The 19,469-nt window shown below is 39.0% G+C and carries 16 protein-coding genes; 8 read left to right on the top strand and 8 right to left on the bottom strand.

Features of this window, described 5'->3' with window-relative positions; translation table 11 throughout:
• Positions 1 to 27: 27 nt before the first annotated feature.
• Both MP622_RS09980 and MP622_RS09985 read right to left on the bottom strand, forming a co-directional pair.
• Positions 28 to 2,862 (bottom strand): ATP-binding protein, encoded by a 2,835-nt coding sequence (locus MP622_RS09980; protein WP_243790750.1) that lies wholly within the window; start codon positions 2,860 to 2,862, stop codon positions 28 to 30.
• 93 nt (positions 2,863 to 2,955) lie between these two features.
• The gene (locus MP622_RS09985; protein WP_243790752.1) at positions 2,956 to 3,978 is read right to left on the bottom strand and encodes a molecular chaperone DnaJ; all 1,023 of its coding nucleotides are present in this window, start codon (positions 3,976 to 3,978) and stop codon (positions 2,956 to 2,958) included.
• Positions 3,979 to 4,619: 641 nt separating this feature from the next.
• Between MP622_RS09985 and MP622_RS09990 the strand changes: the two genes are divergently transcribed.
• The 5 genes from MP622_RS09990 (at position 4,620) to MP622_RS10010 (ending at position 9,398) form a co-directional block, all read left to right on the top strand.
• Positions 4,620 to 5,561: a transporter substrate-binding domain-containing protein gene (locus MP622_RS09990; RefSeq protein ID WP_243790754.1), complete on the top strand. Its 942-nt coding sequence runs from the start codon at positions 4,620 to 4,622 to the stop codon at positions 5,559 to 5,561.
• Positions 5,562 to 5,633: 72 nt separating this feature from the next.
• Complete coding sequence (locus MP622_RS09995; protein ID WP_243790756.1) at positions 5,634 to 6,377, top strand: amino acid ABC transporter permease; 744 nt, start codon at positions 5,634 to 5,636, stop codon at positions 6,375 to 6,377.
• Positions 6,377 to 7,060: an ABC transporter permease subunit gene (locus MP622_RS10000; RefSeq protein ID WP_016165751.1), complete on the top strand. Its 684-nt coding sequence runs from the start codon at positions 6,377 to 6,379 to the stop codon at positions 7,058 to 7,060. Before MP622_RS09995 ends, MP622_RS10000 begins: the two co-directional genes overlap by 1 nt.
• Before the next feature lie 14 nt (positions 7,061 to 7,074).
• On the top strand, positions 7,075 to 7,800 hold the full coding sequence (locus MP622_RS10005) for an amino acid ABC transporter ATP-binding protein (RefSeq protein WP_243793513.1): 726 nt from the start codon (positions 7,075 to 7,077) through the stop codon (positions 7,798 to 7,800).
• A gap of 410 nt (positions 7,801 to 8,210) precedes the next feature.
• A complete protein-coding gene (locus MP622_RS10010) occupies positions 8,211 to 9,398 on the top strand; it encodes an ammonium transporter (RefSeq protein WP_243790758.1) in 1,188 nt (395 codons plus the stop codon).
• 64 nt (positions 9,399 to 9,462) lie between these two features.
• Here MP622_RS10010 and MP622_RS10015 read toward each other — a convergent pair whose 3' ends face one another.
• Positions 9,463 to 10,158 carry an HAD family hydrolase gene (locus MP622_RS10015; RefSeq protein WP_243790759.1) on the bottom strand — a complete coding sequence of 232 codons (696 nt, stop codon included), beginning with the start codon at positions 10,156 to 10,158 and terminating at the stop codon, positions 9,463 to 9,465.
• Between the two features lie 190 nt (positions 10,159 to 10,348).
• Between MP622_RS10015 and MP622_RS10020 the strand changes: the two genes are divergently transcribed.
• Entirely contained in the window at positions 10,349 to 11,092 is a 744-nt protein-coding gene (locus MP622_RS10020; RefSeq protein ID WP_243790761.1) for a phosphatase PAP2 family protein, read from the top strand.
• A gap of 221 nt (positions 11,093 to 11,313) precedes the next feature.
• Here the strand turns inward: MP622_RS10020 and MP622_RS10025 are convergent, their stop codons facing one another.
• The 5 genes from MP622_RS10025 to MP622_RS10045 all read right to left on the bottom strand — a co-directional run bounded on the left by MP622_RS10025 (position 11,314) and on the right by MP622_RS10045 (position 17,661).
• Positions 11,314 to 12,645, bottom strand: a complete 1,332-nt coding sequence (locus tag MP622_RS10025) for an ATP-binding protein (RefSeq protein ID WP_243793515.1) — start codon at positions 12,643 to 12,645, stop codon at positions 11,314 to 11,316.
• A gap of 24 nt (positions 12,646 to 12,669) precedes the next feature.
• Positions 12,670 to 13,347, bottom strand: a complete 678-nt coding sequence (locus MP622_RS10030) for a response regulator (protein WP_243790762.1) — start codon at positions 13,345 to 13,347, stop codon at positions 12,670 to 12,672.
• Between the two features lie 15 nt (positions 13,348 to 13,362).
• Positions 13,363 to 15,039 carry a phosphoethanolamine--lipid A transferase gene (locus MP622_RS10035; RefSeq protein ID WP_243790764.1) on the bottom strand — a complete coding sequence of 559 codons (1,677 nt, stop codon included), beginning with the start codon at positions 15,037 to 15,039 and terminating at the stop codon, positions 13,363 to 13,365.
• Between the two features lie 117 nt (positions 15,040 to 15,156).
• Positions 15,157 to 16,278 carry a porin gene (locus MP622_RS10040; protein WP_151504261.1) on the bottom strand — a complete coding sequence of 374 codons (1,122 nt, stop codon included), beginning with the start codon at positions 16,276 to 16,278 and terminating at the stop codon, positions 15,157 to 15,159.
• Between the two features lie 135 nt (positions 16,279 to 16,413).
• On the bottom strand, positions 16,414 to 17,661 hold the full coding sequence (locus tag MP622_RS10045; RefSeq protein WP_243793517.1) for an MFS transporter: 1,248 nt from the start codon (positions 17,659 to 17,661) through the stop codon (positions 16,414 to 16,416).
• A 142-nt stretch (positions 17,662 to 17,803) separates the two neighbouring features.
• Here MP622_RS10045 and MP622_RS10050 point away from each other — a divergent pair, with 142 nt between their 5' ends.
• Together MP622_RS10050 and MP622_RS10055 are read left to right on the top strand one after the other, a co-directional pair.
• Complete coding sequence (locus tag MP622_RS10050; protein ID WP_044740919.1) at positions 17,804 to 18,430, top strand: 1-acyl-sn-glycerol-3-phosphate acyltransferase; 627 nt, start codon at positions 17,804 to 17,806, stop codon at positions 18,428 to 18,430.
• A gap of 60 nt (positions 18,431 to 18,490) precedes the next feature.
• Positions 18,491 to 19,417 (top strand): patatin-like phospholipase family protein, encoded by a 927-nt coding sequence (locus MP622_RS10055; protein ID WP_243790766.1) that lies wholly within the window; start codon positions 18,491 to 18,493, stop codon positions 19,415 to 19,417.
• Positions 19,418 to 19,469: the final 52 nt, after the last annotated feature.

Consider the following 19,469-nt stretch of genomic DNA (forward strand, 5'->3'; position numbering starts at 1 on the left):
CCCCTCTTGGTGAGGGGATTTTTATATTTAGTTAATAACAATATTTTTTAAAAATTCAATTAACTTAAAATTAAGGTCACGGATTTCATCAATAGTTACATATTCATATTTTCTATTTTCATAAATCCATTGTAAAAATTCTTCACTATTATCAAAACGGTCTATAAGTTCTACATTTTGGTTAAATAAATAAGGTAAAACTAATACATCACCTCGGCTATCTTGATAATGAAAACGGTCTGGCCATTGAATTTTAGCACTAAAACTTAACTTTCTGAAATCGCCCCAAGCAGGGAAAATTTTTCTACATCCTATTTCATGAAAACCTGAACCTATTTTCAGTTCTAGTAATTTTTTTAAGTAATTATTTGAAATTGGCTGAATATCTTCCTTTGAGAAGCTATATTCACTCAAAGAAGATTCTACCAAATCAATTTGATAATATATATTTTCTTTTGTTATTATAAAAAGTATCAAATCTAAAATATCTCTATTTGATTTATTTTTTATAATCTGATGCCCTGAGACTTCTTCTTTCTGAACTTCAACTAATGATAATTCAGATATTTCATTCTCTTTTATTTTTCCAATTAAAGCCCCCAAGGTAAATGCGTCATGATTTATTAATATTTTTAAATTATTTAAATCAGAAAGCATTATGTCACTTATTTTTTCAAAATTATAAAGCCCTGTAAAACAAGCCACTGCATAGGGTTTTTCATCATCCAAAATTTCTTCATATTTTGTTTGAATATAATTTCTAACAGCTATTTTCACCTTATTTCTTGCCTTACCTTTTGCTTCATTTAAAATTTTCTCTCGATTATATGTCAAAAATTTATCAGCTCTTTCCCCATAAAAATCAATAACCGAACTACAGAAGCTCAAATCATTATATAGATTTAAGTCTTTAAAAGCTTGCCCTCTAAAAAATGTATTAAAATTACCATAATTAAAATCACCAAATCTAATTTTTGAAATTAGGATACCTGTTTCTTTATCATAGTAATATGATTCTTGATTATTTTTTTTACTTAATAAATTACTACCAATAGGACTTTCCATGAAAAAATTTATAAAACTATTTTTTATACTTAAAACCTCATAATCACGTAAATTTGATCCAGATTTAGTAAAATCATAACCATTAAGCTTTGTAGATATTTCACGCTCTCCAAAAGGCAAAGAAATTCTTTGTGGGAAATCTTTAATTTTCATATCAATAAGGAAACGTGTTCCATAATCAGATAATATGTTTTGATTAACTTTTTTTATGACTACACTACCTCTATTTTTATTAAACTTTATTTTTAATGTTTCATTATTAATTATAGATTTTGTAATTATTGAAAATTTATCATTAAGTAAATATGCACTTTGAAGACCTATACCAAACATACCTGATGGTCTAAACCATTTAGGCATAGCTTTAATAGTTTTTATTTTATTTTTATTCTTTCTTGAACCACCAACCTCAAGCATAAATTTCAAAGTATCAAAATCGATACCAGTCCCATGATCTGTAATCTCTAAAGTCCATATATCATCTTTTTTTTGTTGAAATTTTACTTCAATAGGATATTGCCTATACAGACTTTGAATAGATTCATCTAAAGGACTTTCGGCTTCATCTACAATTTTCGAATCTTCTAACCAAATTCTTTGTAATGTTGCATCTACACCATTTTGTAGAATTTCGCGAATGCTATCTACTTTCGACGTATAAAGCCCTGTACTTCTCAATATCCCTAAAACGGCATCATGGTTAATTTTAAAGTTAGGTTTCTTGCCCTTTTCTAAAATTAAATAAGGCTCTTCTATATCAACCCTTGGAGTAGTCAAAGTCGGTAAGCGACCTAATTCTTTATTGGGTACAATTTTATCCCAGCTTTGTGTTTGATTATGATATTCCTGCTGTAACCATGAAAACCAATCATGTGTTACTTCATACGCATCTGGATTAGGACAAACAGAATCGACTTCAACTCTTTCTGAATCTATTCGTAAATGTCTAATAGACTGGTGCTTCTCATTATGAATATGACTTAAATGAGGCATATTATTACCGCACATATTCATCATTACTGGGCAAAACCGATTATCATCTACATCTAATAGATCGCCCATTCTAATCAAACAAGCCACATATCTTGGATGACAGTCTTCTGAAGCCATACCTGCTTCTGCATGTGGCAATTTCATAACATCATCAAAATTATCACCATGTGCTTTACAAATATCAGCTACAACACGGAAAAGCCTACTCGGTAGCAGTTCATTTCTGGGTGAATCCATTCCAATTTCCTGTAATGGATTTCGTACAATATTTGCAGAATTCTGAGGATGTTTTCTTCGATACCATTCAGCTAGTAATTGTATGTAATTATGGAAAAATGAATGCGCTTTAGCATTTTTAGGAAGGACTGCTTTTTCTTTTAACCATCTTTTAGCAAAGGACTGTAATTCATTATCTTTATCTTCTTTTAAACTTACTACAAATTCTTCGAACTCTTGAGAATTCATATCTTCTATTTGTTTTTGAGTGATCACCATTCCTATGTCATGGTTGTAAGCTGACTCAAGGAGTAACCATGTATCAGTTGCACTTAAAAATTTAATTTTATCGCCTAACATTCTTTCAATATTCACAATAATTTGTTTCGAATGCGAAGCATCGTGACGGCTATAATGTGGAAAAATTGTATTTATATTTTGTAATGCTTTACTGATAAGCTCTTGATCAAACCTCCATTGGGATTCAAGAAGTTTCAAATGGGGATGGCGATTGCATGCTACTTCAAAATGTTTTTCTAAGCTATAGAATTGATCATTTTCAATCGTGATATTTGAATATGTCCCCATTTAACCCTCACAAATAGATATAATATTTTTATCAATATTATCATAAATTTAAAAAAACTTTTTTTGCGAAAAATTTCTTCTTATTTATAAAAACTATAGAACCCCATGCCCTAACAACATCACTACCCCACTCACCTTTTTCATATGCTTTAAACGTTCTTTTTCCCACTTTAACTGCTGTTTTAACTCAGCAGCATCCTTATCAATCACCTTATACACATCACTCATTTTGAGCTGTTTGGTATTAACATGACTGCTCAAGTGGAAAGACGCAAAGATCTCCTCTAACTGGCTTTGCAAGTTCTGACTCTGTGCTTCCAAAGACAACTGATAAAACTTCACTTGCTCAGAACTTAAAGCTTTTGAGCTTAAGCCTTTATTGGTTTCTAACTGTAACTGGAGTTTCAATAAATAAAATAAATCCTGCTCTGCATAAGCTTCGTTTACCTTCTGCAAAAGTTCGGTCTTATCTAACTTCTTCGCTTCATCAGGTTCGCGGTCAGGGTGAATCATCGCGGTAATTTTTAAATACACGGTTTTCAGCGACTGCACTGCCATTTTGGCAGCCTGCTCACGCTTTTCTTGTTGTTTTAACTGCTTGGCACGTTCTCGCTCTGCTTCATACTGGGCAGAATCATATTCATAATTTTCCCAGTCTACATCCACGTTTTGTTCTACCTTTTCAGCGAGATCATGATTTTGTATTGAGTTTGCTTTGGCTTTCTTCCCGCGTATATGCTCTGCATGCTGCATATAGAAAGTGTCAATTTTCTCTACCAGTTCTTGTTGCGCGGAAGTTAGCCTCTGTGATTTTTTTAGCATCTTGGCTAAAGCGGCTATTTTGGTGTCGATCTGTGCCAAATCTGCTTTGCTAAAGGCATCGCTGACTAAGTGATTCCATAGAGTATCGAGCTGTTCAAATAAAACTGTATGTAACTCTGTATAAACGGGTAAAAGCTTGCTGCGCGTATAATTTTGAATGTCGGCTTGCGCATTTTTCCATGTCGCCAGTTCTTGTTTTTGTTGTTCAATCTGGTCAATTAAGCGATTTAATTTTTTCTGCTGTGGAGACTGCTCAGCCCTGTGCTCTAAGCTGATTTTAAGATCAAAGGACATACTCATCCATACATTGCAAAATAAAAGCACTATAACAAGATTACCCCGATGATAGAACGTCCATGACCGATATCGCCCAATCTAAATCGTTGATTCACTTCAACAGAAATAAACGCACAATCACAGTGCCTTACAAGGTACAACATTCAAATAGCACTCTTGCAACATCACGGCGAGGTCAGTGTTTGCATATTTTCCAATCTATTTTTAACTGAACCATGAATAATGCATATATACGTGTGTAAGCAACCCTGATTTTTTTTAAAAAAAACCTAAAATCATATATTTAAATTAAAATAAAAAGTTTACTGTCGATTTATCAATTTGGAATACTCTGACAACGAATTGTTTATTTTTATTAAACACAGTATTTTATTAAATTATGTAATGCTATTCAGGCATAGATTCTGCTTTGTTCACTCTAAATTTTATTTATTGGCTTTAAATCTGTTTAAAACTTAAAGATTTATCGTTAACAAAGCATCAACAATCTGACCTGCGCAACTGATTAAAACTCGCGCTAAGATGAAGTTAAATCTGTTTATTAAACAAGCAGTCAATAATGCAAAAACAAATAAACTGATGGAAATTCAGTCAATAAATAAAGTGAAAGATGAAAACAAAACACAAGGAGTTTACCTATGTTATTCAAACGGCCCCTGACTTCCCTACTCTGTGCCAGCACGTTGGTATTCGGTTTAAGTGCCTGTAGTGGCGACAAAACACCAAGTAGTAATGATTCTGCGGGTAAAGAAGGCTCTGCATCGGGAACGCTAGAAAAAATTAAACAGTCAGGAACCATCGTGTTGGGTTATCGTGACTCTTCCATTCCATTTTCTTATATTGCCGATAATCCTAATCAACCTGTGGGCTATGCACATGATTTACAACTAAAAGTTGTAGATGCTGTGAAACAAAAACTAAATATGCCCGATTTAAAAATTCGCTATAACTTGGTCACTAGTCAAAACCGTATTCCATTGGTTTCTAATGGTACCGTTGACTTAGAATGTGGCTCAACCACCAACAACAAAGAACGCCAGCAACAAGTCGCTTTTTCCGTGGGGTATTTTGAAGTGGGTTCGCGTTTACTCACCGCGAAAGACTCTGGCGTGAAAGACTTTGCCGACTTAAAGGGCAAAAAACTGGTAACCACCGCGGGAACTACCTCAGAACGTTATATTCGCCAACATGAAAAAGAACTGGGAATTGGTGAAATTATTTCTGCCAAAGACCATGCTGAATCGTTCCTGATGCTACAAAACGGACGTGCTGCCGCATTTATGATGGATGATATTTTACTTGCAGGTGAAAAATCGAAAGCAAAAGATCCAAATCAATGGGTGATTGTAGGTACTGCACCTATCCATGAAATTTATGGCTGTATGCTCAGAAAAGGTGACCCTGAATTTAAACAAGTGGTGGATGATGCAATTAAAGCAGTCTATAGCTCAGGTGAAATTAACAACATGTATAAAAAATGGTTCGAACAACCAATTCCACCTAAAAATATTAACCTGAACTTCCCAATGTCGGAACAATTAAAAGCCCTTATTGCGTCACCACATGACCGTGATCAGTAATCTATGCTGACCATTCTCTCAATGATTATCAGGTAGTGCTTTTGCCTACCTGATTAAGAATCTGGAGCTCCTATGAACTATAGCTGGAACTGGGGCGTACTATTTCAATCTACCGGTGTCGGTGACAGTAGCTATTTCAACTGGATTTTAATCGGCTTAGGTTGGTTACTGTTTATTGCCATCGTGGCATGGTCTATCGCATTTGTCTTGGGCAGTATGCTCGGTATTATGCGTACGCTTCCAAATAAAACTGCACGTGCGATTGGCACAGCCTATGTGACCATATTTCGCAATATCCCTTTATTAATACAACTGTTTATTTGGTTTTATGTGGTACCCAATTTTTTACCCACAGGGCTGAAAGATTGGTGGGTGAACGATTTAAGTGCCAATACCAGTGCTCTTATTTCTGCCAGTATTGGTTTGGGTTTATTTACTGCTGCACGGGTTTGTGAACAAGTCCGTACAGGAATTGAAGCCTTACCCAAAGGACAAATTAATGCAGGCTATGCCATGGGGTTCAGTACGGCACAATTGTACCGTTACATAATTTTGCCACAGTCTTTCCGTACCATTTTACCTCCGCTCAGTTCTGAACTAACCAACTGCGTAAAAAACACGTCTGTTGCTTCGCTGGTTGGTGTGGCTGAAATTATTTCGCAGATGAAAACGATCAGTGAGTACACACAAAATACCATCGAGATTTATACCTACGTCACCATTATTTTTATTGTGATTAACATCTGCTTAATTCAATTTATGAGTTTTCTGGAAAAACGCTTGCGTATTCCGGGCACAATTGCAGGAGATAAATAATGGACTGGCTCACTGCATTTATTCAAGATTTACAACTCTCTGCGCCAGCCCTATGGCATGGCCTCAGCATTACCTTAAAAGTTGTGTGCATAGCGACCGTAGGCGGTATTTTTATTGGCACATTGTTGGCTTTAATGCGTCTATCTTCTATTCGGATACTGAATCTAATCGCACAAGCCTATGTCAATTTATTCCGCTCTATTCCGCTACTGTTGGTACTAATGTGGTTTTACTTTGCGGTACCATTTTTCTATACCGCAATTACGGGTAATTATTTAACTATCGATACGGCTTTGGTTTCGAGTATTGTTGCCTTCATGCTGTTTGAAGCGGCCTATTTTTCTGAAATTGTCCGCGCTGGAATTCAGTCTATTCCCAAAGGGCAAAACGCCGCAGCATATGCACTAGGCATGAGCTATGGTCAATCCATGCGTCTGATTATTCTGCCGCAAGCCTTTCGAAAAATGACGCCATTGCTACTCCAACAAACCATTATTCTGTTCCAAGATTCAACCATGGTCTATGCAATTGGCTTACTGGATTTTTTCCGAACCAACTATGTCCGTGGCGACCTGATGTCATTATTGACCCAGTACATTCTATTTGCAGGTCTGGTCTACTTTAGCATCAGTGCATTAGCAACATTTATTGTGAAAAGAATACAAAGGAGATTAAAAGTATGAGTGACCAAAAAATAATGATTGATCTCCAAAACGTCAGTAAATGGTATCAACAATTTCAAGTCCTGACCGATTGCACCACACAAATTTGCCAAGGTGAAGTGGTGGTGGTTTGTGGACCTTCAGGTTCAGGTAAATCGACCCTCATTAAAACCGTCAATGGTTTAGAACCCTTTCAAAAGGGGCAAATTTTTGTGGATGGCGTCCCTATTGCAGACCCAAAAACCGATTTAAATAAATTGCGTAGCCGCGTAGGCATGGTGTTTCAACACTTTGAATTATTTCCACATTTAAGTGTGACTGAAAATTTAACTATCGCCCAAATCAAAGTTTTAGGGCGTAGTGCTGATGAGGCGAAGAAAAAAGGACTGGCTTATCTAGACCGCGTCGGATTAAGTTCGCAAGCCGATAAATTCCCTGCCCAGCTTTCTGGCGGGCAACAGCAACGTGTCGCGATTGCACGTGCATTGAGTATGGACCCGATTGCGATGTTATTTGATGAGCCTACTTCTGCACTTGACCCCGAAATGATTAATGAAGTACTTGAAGTGATGGTCGGTCTGGCGAAAGAAGGCATGACCATGATGTGTGTTACTCATGAAATGGGCTTTGCACGCCAAGTGGCAAATCGAATTATCTTTATGGATCAAGGCAAAATTGTCGAAGACTGCTCCAAAGAGGAATTTTTTACCACACCTCGTAGTGCACGAGCACAACAATTCCTCGAAAATATCTTACATTAATTACGAACATATTCATCAAGTCGGGCTTAGCCCACTTGATGAAGTTTTATTCTGATATTCGATCAATAAAAATTCACTTCAATCTGCTGATCTGGAAAATTTGAGTAATATTAAAAATCTGAACAATTATTCAATTTATATCTATGATTTTTAATTTAATTAAATAGAAACTAAAATTTTACGTTATTTTAAATTGCAACATAGAGCACTCTTTTAAGCCGATATGCACTATTTTTCATCAAATAATTCTTATTTTTATCTGAATTGGTGCATTTTTTGCTTAATTATTTGCATGAACGGAGTGTTCGGTTGCTGAACTCCAATTTTTAGATTTACTAAACTATTTTGGTGCAAATCCTCTTCCAAAATTTGTACCTAAAGTCGTATTTAGCACTTTTTTCGAGCAAACTATGCAAGATATCGATTTACTTTTTCTACTACTAGGAGCAGTGCTGGTACTGGCCATGCATGCTGGTTTCGCATTTTTAGAACTAGGCACAGTTCGACATAAAAATCAGGTGAATGCCTTAAGTAAAATTCTGACAGACTTTGCGCTTTCAGCAATCGCTTACTTTTTCGTAGGTTACTACATTGCCTATGGACATCATTTCTTCCATATGGGAGCAACTTTGGCGGCAGATCATGGCTATAACCTGATGCGCTGCTTCTTTTTGCTAACTTTCGCTGCTGCTATTCCTGCGATTATTTCTGGTGGCATTGCGGAACGTGCCAAAATGCGTTCTCAAGCATTAGCAACGCTACTCTTAGTTGCATTGGTATATCCATTTTTTGAAGGCATTGTATGGAATGGTAATTTTGGCATTCAAACATGGTTAGAGCACACATTTGGTGCACCCTTTCATGACTTTGCAGGCTCGGTGGTTGTGCATGCCATGGGAGGCTGGATTGCTTTGGCCGCTGTCATTTTACTGGGTGCACGCCATGGTCGTTACAAGAAGGATGGCCGTGTCAGTGCACACCCACCTTCATCCATTCCCTTCCTAGCTCTAGGCTCATGGATTCTGATTGTAGGTTGGTTTGGCTTCAATGTCATGAGTGCACAGCGTTTAGACGCGATTTCAGGCATGGTTGCTATTAACTCATTGATGGCGATGGTCGGTGGTACTGTGACTGCCAATATGATTGGTAAAAATGACCCCGGTTTCTTACATAATGGTCCGCTTGCTGGCTTAGTTGCTATCTGTGCAGGCTCTGATATTGTGCATCCTTTTGGTGCGCTTGTGATTGGTGCCATTGCTGGAATTATTTTTGTGAAGTTCTTCACCTATACCCAAAACAAGCTCAAAGTGGATGATGTATTGGGTGTATGGCCATTACACGGAATTTGTGGTGCCTTTGGTGGACTTGCAGTCGGTATTTTCGGTCAACAATGGTTAGGCGGTATTGGTGGCGTATCCATAATGTCACAAATCATTGGCACACTATTCGCGATTGTGGTTGCACTTGTGGGTGGATTTGCGGTGTATGGTGGTTTAAAAGCTTGCATTGGTATTCGTTTATCGCAAGAAGATGAGTTCCGTGGTGCTGATTTATCCATTCACAAAATTTCAGCAAATTCAGACGACAGTATGTTTTAAGTTTTCTCAATTTCCGCATGTTACGAAGCGATTCTCAGGAATCGCTTTTTTTATGCTATCAATTTTATGCTTGCTCTAAATAGGTATATAGCTCTTGTAAGGTCTGGATACGAGGAACTTGTAAACGTTCACCTTCAGGGTGAAAACCTTGTAACCAGATGGCCTGCATTCCTGCTTGTTGTGCACCCCAAATATCATTCACGGGATGATCACCAATGAACAAACATTCTGAAGGATGTACCCCTAAGTTTTCCGCAGTATGCAGAAAAATCTGTGGATGAGGCTTACTCATCCCTGCTTGTTCGGAACTCACGATCACATCAAAATAATTCTTGAAGCCAAGTCCAGTTAAAATATTCAAACGAGTCGCATGTCCACCGTTTGACACCACTGCCAATGCATAATCTTGTTGTTTCAAGCTTTGTAACAACTCTAATGCTCCAGACATAGCAACAGCACACTGTCCAAAATACTGAAACCAGAAATCGGTTAAGTTTTGAAAATCTACCTCAGTTTTCCACGCCAACTCTTGCAATAAAGCAAATGCAACCGATGCCCCAATGGTCGAATGAGTCAGTTGTTCTTTCTTAGGATATCCGCCATTATCAATTCGGCGGATAATTTGCTGTATTTTTTCCAGATCAGGTGCAAGTATGTATGACTGAAACTGTTCTAGCAAAAACTCACTATAGCGCCGAATACTTTGGTCACGATGGGTTAAAGTATTGTCCAAATCAAATAATACTGCACGAATAGGCATAACATTCTCAGGCGACTTTTGCCTTTTAATCTAGCATTTTAAACCATGTTTGCATTACAGATTATCTGCTAAGTTCTACATCAAATCTGTTAAATACATCAGTTCCTCTATCTGCTTTTAAGATTCAATTAAGTCCGATTTAAGTTTGCTTTGCTCTAATCAAAGTCCTCCAAATCTCGTTTGTACGACCATGTCTGAATTACAACGTTTTAGCCTCAAACAAGGACTGATTTTGCTGTTCAGTTTTGTTCTACTGCAACTGCTTTTTCCTGTTGCGGGTCAACTTGACCTGATGTTGATCCAGCCTTGGACAGGCACTCATGGACAATTCCCATGGCGTTATGACTGGTTTTTAGAAACTCTCAATCATAAATATGTTAAAAACCTGCTCATCCTTTGTGATATCAGTTTTGTGAGCCTTTGGCTTGTGAGTTTTAAAATCGAACGTTTGGCAGCAAAGCGCTGGCAATATGCTTATCTGTTCTGGATTTTAATTTTGAGTACCAGTGTGGTGGGGATTCTTAAATCACAATCGGGACATGCCTGCCCTTGGAATATGACCCAAGCGACAACGACTGGTTTTTTATGGAACTTTAACCTTAGTCATGGGCATTGCTTCCCTGGCGGACATGCAGCAACCGGTTTTGCCTTAATGACAGGCTTCTTTGCTTTTAGGAAGACTGCGCCTAAACGTGCTTATTTCTATCTTGTTGCAGGCTTGATATTGGGCTTTGCTATGGGATGGGCGCAAATGATGCGTGGGGCACACTTCCTCAGCCATAACCTCTGGACTGCTTGGGTCATTTGGTGCTGTAACGTTGCACTTTATCCATTTTTCTATAAACGACTTGTTCCAGTTCAAACCTTAGACATGGAACAGCCCCCTGCTTTTATTCAACAACCTACTACGGAAAACACTCAAGAAGCCGCTTAATACCTTAGATAAGCCACAGTTATAAGTAAGATAATGATGGGTGAATCTACACTGTATCTCGGTTATTCAACTCTAGCCGATATGCATTTCTTTTAGCACTTACCATACTTTGGTGAGTGCCTAATTCTAAAACAACAGCATAACATTGGACATTTGCTAAAAGACAGAATCTAGCAAAAGTGATCTAAGTTAACCTTTACTTTAATTCAGCTCATTCCAGCTTAAAGAGATGGCTGTACTGATTTCATTTGTCGAGGAAACTGTACTTGAACAAATAAGCCACCTAAAGTCTGGCTTTTTCCAAACTGGATTTTTCCACCTAAATGTTCCGCTGCTTTTTGCACAATCGAAAGACCTAGCCCACTTCCCATCTCTAAGTGATGATGAATGCGATAAAAGCGTTTCATGATCTGTTCATACAAAGCAGGATCAATTCCTGGACCACTATCCTCAACCTGAATCACCGCATCATTGCCTTGTGAAAAAATTGAGACATTGATTACGCCATTTTTAGGTGTGTATTTAATTGCATTATCAATCAAATTATAAATAATAGATCGTGCAGCAGATTCTAAACCATTCACCACGACTTCTTCTTGGCGCTCCATGCCTAAATCAATCTCTTTCTGCAAAGCCACGTGAATCAGTTGTTCTACACAATTTACTGCCACTTGATTTAAGTAAAATGGCTGTTGTTGCATGATATGCAAGCCACTTGCATCTTGCTTGGCTAAATCGAGTAACTGGCTAATTAAATGCTGAATACGAATTAAACCTTGGCTCAAATTTTCTAATGCGATGTTTTCTGGAAACTCACGCAATAGAATCTGCATCTGTAAATTCAGTGCAGTAATCGGTGTTCTGAGCTCATGCGCTGCATCGGCAATAAACTGGCGCTGTTCTTGTTGTGCTGACTCAATCCGTTCAAATAAATAATTCATTTCTTGAATTGTGGGTATTAACTCAACAGGATAGCGATTCAACTTAATGGGCGTTAATTCATCTAGATCACGGCGGGCAATTTCTTGTCTAAATTCATCCATAGGTCTTAGACTACGTAAAATTACCCAGCCTAAACCCCATAAAATAAACGGAATCATCACCAGATAGGGCACAAACATACTGGTGGCGAGTTCTAAGGCTAAATGACTTCGCGCTGAAAAAGGTTGGCTAACTTGAATTTGATACTTTTCGGTGGGCAGCACATACATGCGCCACACCCCTTGCGAGGTGGAGCGATCATAAAACCCAGCCTGATTTACACCATGTAATAATAAATCAAACTGATGCTGCGGATGTTCTTGCTTTTCCCATACATCGATAAATAAGTCTTCTTCATGATAGCGCTTATGAATATCAAAATGACTTTTGATGGGTGCAGGGTCATGTGCCGCTACACGTTCCGCAAGGTTCTGCATTTGGGCATCAAGAATTTCATCCAGTTCCCCCAATGAAATCCAGTATGCTGTTGCAATCAGCACGCCACCCAACAGTAAACTAAACCCCGAAACAAAGATCAGTAATCGTTTCTTTAACGATGTTTGTGTTGGCATTGCGTGCAGTTGCTGCATAAAAGCTTAATCCAATTTACCTAAGCGATAGCCCATACCACGAATGGTACGAATAAAATCTTTACCCAACTTTGCACGCAAATGATGGACATAAACCTCAATAGTGTTGCTATTCACTTCACTATCGAAATCATACAGCTTATCTTCCAAATTGGCTTTTGAAAAAATTTTATTGGGATAACTGACCAATGGCACAAGAATTGCCCATTCACGATTGGAAAGTTCCACCTCTTGCCCATGCAATAACGCGATATGTTGTTCAACATCTAACTCCAAATCGCCGTAACGCAATATTGTAGTTTCCTTCAATGGCATTTCTTGCATGCTTCGACGCAATAAAGCTTGAATACGCGCCAATAGTTCTACAAATTCATAAGGTTTAACCAGATAATCATCCGCGCCCTGATTCAAACCGTCTACCCGATTCTGCACCTGATCTCGTGCAGAAATAATCAAAACAGGTAAATTCGGAAAACTTTGACGGATTTTTGTCAACACCTGCATGCCATCCATCATCGGCAAGCCCAAATCCAACAACACCACATCAAAACTTTGCTGTTGTAAGAGCTTTAAAGCATCAAGCCCATTATTTACCCATTCCACCTGAAAATCATGCAATTCCAATAACTTTTTGCTAGATTCGGCAATCATGAAATCATCTTCGATCATTAAGATTTTGGTCATTCTGCTCATCTTAACTTAAGCCTTTCCTGTTGGATTCGTTGCACATTGTTTTAACATATCATTTTTATCATCAATCACTTGGGTTTTCACATCCAATAAGGACAATAAAGTTGGAAATAAATTATCCTGACTGCGTATAGCTTGTTTTTGCTGCTGCAAGCAACTAACTTGGCTTGCATTGTGCTGTTGCCATGTTGGTGAGAACCACATAATCATTGGCACATGGGTTTGCTGAGTTGGTGCAATTGCATAAGGCGCGCCATGTAAATACATCCCACTTTCACCCGTCGACTCACCATGATCCGATAAATACCAGAAGCCCGTTTGATGATTTGGTACCTCTTTAATGGTCTGAATCACCTGATTTAGAATATGGTCTGTATACACAATCGAGTTGTCATAGCTATTCAACAATTCATCTCGGCTACAACCCTGAATGGCATTGGTCGCACACATTGGTTTAAAAGGTTGGAACTGCTCTGTCGAACGTTTGTAATAAGCAGGTCCGTGGCTTCCCATTTGGTGTAGCACGATCAGTTGAGGTGTTTTATCTTCCGTTGGAATGCTTGCCAAATAAGACTTCAAGCTATCCACCAAAACTTCATCCATACATTCGCCTTCAGCATCACACCATTTTTGTTTTAATGCAGCTGGAATTTCAAACTTATGCACGCGATCACAAGCACCTTTACAGCCTGAGTTATTATCAATCCATGTCACTTTATAGCCTGCGCGTTGTGCAATATCGAGTAAACCTTCTCGATGACCTGCCAACTGTTCATCATAATCTTCACGCGGCATTCCAGAGAACATACATGGCACTGATACTGCGGTCGCTGTCCCGCAAGAACTCACTTGGCTAAAGTTAATGACATTTTGTTTAGACAATTCTGGATTGGTATTCTTCGCATAACCATTCAAAGAAAAACTTTCTGCACGAGCTGTTTCACCCACCACCAAAATCATGAGTTTAGGCATTCCATCTGCACTGGTATTCACCACTCGGTGAGCATCTGTACCATATGTCACCAAAGGTAAATTTTCTTTAGGCTTCTGTTTACGGTAATAGGATAAAGTCGAAGCAATAGTATTTTGTGGTGAAATCATGCCTTTTAAATCACGATGTTCACGGAAAATCGCAGCAAAATCGACATAGAATACAAACAGCAACCCACCTATAACAGCCATTGAACCCACAACGTGCAAGCCCTTGCTCAAGAGTTGTTTCGATAGCGGTTTGCTTTCAATTCGAATCAGTGCAATCAACACCATTGGCAGCACTACCATAAACATGCTCCACACCACAAACTGCATGGAAAACAAATCCAATGCCTCTTTGGTATCAGTTTGCATCATGTTTTGGACTTGCCCAGGTGAAATAACAACACCCAAACTATTCACAAAATAAGCTGTTAATCCGCCTACAAAAACTAAAAATAACGCCAAAATTTTAGCATTCCATTTCCACTGGAATAACTGCAATATCAGGTTATAGAGCGCGACCACAACCAAGACCGTTGCAGATAAAAATGCATAGGCTTTAAAACCTTGATAAGGCGTGAGTAATTGAATTTTCTTATAAAATGCAAAATTCAGGGCAACACCTAACCAAAGTGCAAGTAACAAATTAAATTGATGTAAAGCCAACGGGGGGAAAAACTGTTTCAAGCGTTCAAGGCGAGACAAATTCATTTTGGGCGGTTCGATGATCAATATTTTTTATTAATTTATGATTTGAAACTTAAAGCTGACTTAAAATAAAAAAGGACGCTACTTTTGTATCGTCCTTTTGTATGATTTTTTTAAAAATTAGAATTTGAATTCTAAGCCAGTTCCAACAACTGGCTGTTTAGTTTCAAAATCACCACGCTCTAGTTTTAAGTAACCACCGTAACCGTATGCTTTCACTTGTTTGCTAAACGCATAATCTACGCCAGCAATAATTTGGTCAGCATCATAATCATCTGAGTTGTCTTTAAAGCTAGTCGTGTTCGCACTGTATTGTGCTTTGATCGTCCATGCTTTTGCAGATGGAATGTTATATTCCGCACCTACTAACCAACCTTGTGAATCATCAATATTGGCAGCTGCGGCTTCATTGCCATTCGCTTCTTCTACTTCAGAAGTTTGATAAAGCGCTTTTAAAGCCAAGCTATTGTCGAGCACATTTAAACGACCAATCGCACGTAGAGTATTCGCAGCTGCAAATGCAGTACCAGCAACACCACCCGTCACTTCTGGCGCAGATGCATTTGTAATACCACGACCTGCAAACGTCGTTGGAACCGCTTTATCATATGCTACACCCGCCACAAAAACTGGGCTGTCATACACCAAAGATGCAGACCAAGTATCGCCTAAACCACGACCAGCCGATTTAGAAGCACCATTGCCTTTTGCAATACCGCTGTCTTCACCAGTCGCAAGCAATGCATTTAATTTGATTGCACCTGTAGGCAATGTAAGCGCTGGAGATTCATAGACCACAACGTTTGCAAGACGAGTTTCACCCGTCATAATGCCTGTGATGTCCGCTTTATTGTTTACATAGTTATTGAAAGTATCTACAACACTTGAGAGTTGCTTCAGCGGTGTATCATGCGCACCCACTTTCACCGTACCTAATTTTGCATCTTTTAAACCGACATAACGGTTACGTGCAGACCAATCTGATCCTTCGCCATCAGCGTTAAATGCCCATTCAGCTAAATAAACAGCACTTAAACGGTCATTTAATTTTTCGTCACCTTTGACACCAAGGTAAGAACTATTTGAACTGACTTCTACAACATCTTTATCTGGAGTGCCTGACTTATTGTCTTCTGGTAAATAGTCCACACTCGCATCAATTTCACCATAAAACGTTGGTGCCGCAAAAGTTGAACCCGCTAACAAACTTAAAGCAATCGCTGCTGCAATTTTGGTTTTCATTAAATCATTTTCCCTGGTGTTAATTTTGTTACAAATATTACATTGCAGTCACATATTACAAAAGGATTAAATTTTTATTTATATATATGTTTTAATACTTTAGGCTAACAACAAGCAAACAATTGAATTTTAATATTATTTTTCAAATTTCATCCATCGGAAAATTGTAACAATGCAGAAAAACGCTATAAAAACAATCAAAAATAGATAATTTGTATAGCCTAAAACGTCAGCAATCAAACCGCTCAAGCTATATAACACACCACTTACTGTTGCCATTACAGCGACCTGAAAGGTGAAATCGGTTGCTGCATATTCTAAACGGCTGTATTGCATGACTAAGGTTAACATGACGACCAACAGCATGGCGGAAATCGCATCTTCCGCAGCATTAATCACATAAATCACAACTGGAGCTATGACTTGTTGCTGTTCATATTGATAAGCCAACCAAGTGTAAGTTGCTAAACAGATAATTTTTAATCCTGAGAATAAGCACAGGGCCTGAGAGCGGCGCATGATTTTAAGTAATGCGCCAGCAAAACCCGCCCCCAATAAAGCGGCAAATGCGCCTAACATGGTGACATATACGCCTATTTGAGTAAAACTCAAACCCAAATCGACCATCAACGGTTTAAGCAGAGCTCCTGTTAGTCCATCTGCCACTTTAAAGGTCAATAACACCCAAAACCACCGCCATAACACGGGACTGCTGCGGTAATACTTTAAATATTGAGCAATTGCTTTGCTTTTCTGTCGCCATGAAGTTGAAGGCTGATGCACCGCCTGTACTGGTGTGGACTCCCGATACAACCATACGGGCAATGTATTCAGTAAGGCCAATCCCGCCAACAGTAAAAAAGTTGTTTGCCATTCAAACCCATCTAGCATCCAGAGCATCGCTCCGCCGCCAACAATAAACCCTAAGCGAGAACCAATTACTTGAAAGGTGTTACCCCAGTGCTGCTGTTCAGATTTTAAAATACGAACCGCCAGTCCATCTGTTGCAATATCCTGCGTCGCACCTACAAAGTTCAAACTTAGTAACACAATAAAAAATAAGAATAAATATTGAGGTTCATTCAAAGCATGAATAGGTAAAAATGACAGCACGACTAATACCACAACGCTGAACAACTGCATTGGAATAATCCAGCTCCGATAATGTCCGCGCTGCGAATTACCGACTCGATCTACCCAAGGTGCCCATAAAATTTTGATTGACCATGGCAACATTAATAAGCCAAAACCACCAATATGCGCCAATGACACCCCTTCTGCTCGGAGAATGACAGGCAGCGCATGTGTCATAAACCCCACAGGTAAACCTTGCGCCCAGTACAATGAAAACAGCAATAAATAAACGTTCTGTGCGATTGGCATATCTGGCAATCCTATGATGTTGGACATGGTGCTCATTGGTGAGCATTTCTGCACATCCAAGCGCACATTTTGCCAATGAAGCACGATTTCTGAAAGCGTAATATCAAGAAAAACCAAGAATATTTGTCAGGATGACAAGGCTATGTCTATGCAGCATTTTCCTATTTTGCCGCCGCACGTGCCCGCGCGAGGTAACGCCTTTTCTAAACAGCTTTTCCGTCGATTGTTTCTGGCGCAAGGCTGGTCTTTTTCTGGTGAATTTCCCGACTTGGCAAAAGCCGTTGCGATTATTTCTCCCCACACCTCCAATATTGATGCTTGGCATGGCTTTACTGCACTATTGGGTTTAGGCATTCAAATTACCGTATTCGGCAAACATACGCTGTTTAAAACACCGCTAAAGCCCTTATTGGACTGGATCGGTGTTATTCCTGTGAATCGCGCTAGCCCGCATGGACTCACACAGCAAATCATTCAGATTATTCAGGATAAAGATAAAATTTGGGTGGGTATGGCACCTGAAGGCACCCGAAAAAGTGCCAGCACTATTAAAAGTGGATTTTACCGAATTGCAGTTGGAGCACATATTCCAATTGTCATGTTTGCCTTTGATTATGATCACAAAACCATTCGCTGTTTAGGCGTATTCCATCCCAGTGGGGATTTTGATCAGGATTTACCCAAGATCTTAGCCTGCTATGCAGGACGATTCTCCGCAAGAAATCCAGAGTGGTTGGCAAAGCCGTTACAAACTCTCGTCAAAAAGTGACTGGAAATATGTGTCAAAATTTGATCTGATATGCGCAATTTTTCTCCTATTTAGAGTGCAATGTCTCACCTACGCTTTATTCAATATGGCCTGATTGGCTTACTCGGCTTTACCCTTGCTGGTTGTGATAAAATAGCAACCAAACCACCTGTAACCACCCCAATCAAGGCACGTGAACCCGTTATTGCGATTGCTCTCGGTGGTGGTGGTGCCAAGGGTTTTGCACATATTGGCGTACTTAAAGTGCTCGAATCGCATGGGATTAAACCTAAAATTGTCACTGGTACCAGTGCGGGAAGTTTTGTCGGCAGCATCTATGCCAGTGGCAAAAGCCCTTACCAACTGCAACAGCTCGCGCTGCAATTACAAGAGTCCGATCTACGTGACTTGACTTTAAACAGCCAAGGCATTGTATTGGGGCAAAAACTACAGAACTATGTCAATAAAAATGTCGGCAATCAGCCCATCGAAAAATTTCCGATCCGCTTTGCTGCGGTTGCAACTCGCTTAGACAATGGCAAAAAAGCTGACTTTATTTCAGGTAATGCAGGTCAAGCTGTTCGTGCATCCTGTAGCATTCCAAATGTCTTTGTCCCTACAACTATTCGGGGGAGTAAATATGTCGATGGTGGTTTAGTCAGCCCGATTCCTGTGACTACTGCGAAAGCGATGGGTGCAGATATTGTCATTGCGGTCGACATTTCTGCCCGTCCCGTTGGCAATAAACCGCTGAATATGTGGGGTTTACTCGACCAAACCATCAATATTATGGGGCAACAAAGTATTAATACCGAGTTGAATCAAGCCAGTATAGTCATTCAACCTAAAGTTGGGCATGTCGGAACTTTAGACTTAAAAGCCAGCAATCAATCCATCCTTGAAGGTGAAAAAGCAGCACAACTGAAAATCACCGCCATTCAAGCCGCAATTAGCAATTTTAAGAAGTCCCCAGCTGCATTTAAACCTGCACCGAAGGTAAAATTCTAAATAAACACTTTTTTAATATTCATCATCTTAGACATCTGTTACAGTGAATAAT

It is taken from the genome of Acinetobacter sp. PK01 (assembly GCF_022819285.1).
In the GTDB taxonomy this organism is placed as follows: Bacteria; Pseudomonadota; Gammaproteobacteria; order Pseudomonadales; family Moraxellaceae; genus Acinetobacter; species Acinetobacter tandoii.

Excerpts from the sequence above, each read along its gene's own strand:
- MP622_RS09980 (WP_243790750.1), bottom strand. The coding sequence starts at position 2,862 with ATGGGGACATATTCAAATATCACGATTGAAAATGATCAATTCTATAGC.
- MP622_RS09985 (WP_243790752.1), bottom strand. The coding sequence starts at position 3,978 with ATGTCCTTTGATCTTAAAATCAGCTTAGAGCACAGGGCTGAGCAGTCT.
- MP622_RS09990 (WP_243790754.1), top strand. The coding sequence starts at position 4,620 with ATGTTATTCAAACGGCCCCTGACTTCCCTACTCTGTGCCAGCACGTTG.
- MP622_RS09995 (WP_243790756.1), top strand. The coding sequence starts at position 5,634 with ATGAACTATAGCTGGAACTGGGGCGTACTATTTCAATCTACCGGTGTC.
- MP622_RS10000 (WP_016165751.1), top strand. The coding sequence starts at position 6,377 with ATGGACTGGCTCACTGCATTTATTCAAGATTTACAACTCTCTGCGCCA.
- MP622_RS10005 (WP_243793513.1), top strand. The coding sequence starts at position 7,075 with ATGATTGATCTCCAAAACGTCAGTAAATGGTATCAACAATTTCAAGTC.
- MP622_RS10010 (WP_243790758.1), top strand. The coding sequence starts at position 8,211 with ATGCAAGATATCGATTTACTTTTTCTACTACTAGGAGCAGTGCTGGTA.
- MP622_RS10015 (WP_243790759.1), bottom strand. The coding sequence starts at position 10,158 with ATGCCTATTCGTGCAGTATTATTTGATTTGGACAATACTTTAACCCAT.
- MP622_RS10020 (WP_243790761.1), top strand. The coding sequence starts at position 10,349 with ATGTCTGAATTACAACGTTTTAGCCTCAAACAAGGACTGATTTTGCTG.
- MP622_RS10025 (WP_243793515.1), bottom strand. The coding sequence starts at position 12,645 with ATGCCAACACAAACATCGTTAAAGAAACGATTACTGATCTTTGTTTCG.
- MP622_RS10030 (WP_243790762.1), bottom strand. The coding sequence starts at position 13,347 with ATGACCAAAATCTTAATGATCGAAGATGATTTCATGATTGCCGAATCT.
- MP622_RS10035 (WP_243790764.1), bottom strand. The coding sequence starts at position 15,039 with ATGAATTTGTCTCGCCTTGAACGCTTGAAACAGTTTTTCCCCCCGTTG.
- MP622_RS10040 (WP_151504261.1), bottom strand. The coding sequence starts at position 16,278 with ATGAAAACCAAAATTGCAGCAGCGATTGCTTTAAGTTTGTTAGCGGGT.
- MP622_RS10045 (WP_243793517.1), bottom strand. The coding sequence starts at position 17,661 with ATGCCAATCGCACAGAACGTTTATTTATTGCTGTTTTCATTGTACTGG.
- MP622_RS10050 (WP_044740919.1), top strand. The coding sequence starts at position 17,804 with ATGTCTATGCAGCATTTTCCTATTTTGCCGCCGCACGTGCCCGCGCGA.
- MP622_RS10055 (WP_243790766.1), top strand. The coding sequence starts at position 18,491 with ATGTCTCACCTACGCTTTATTCAATATGGCCTGATTGGCTTACTCGGC.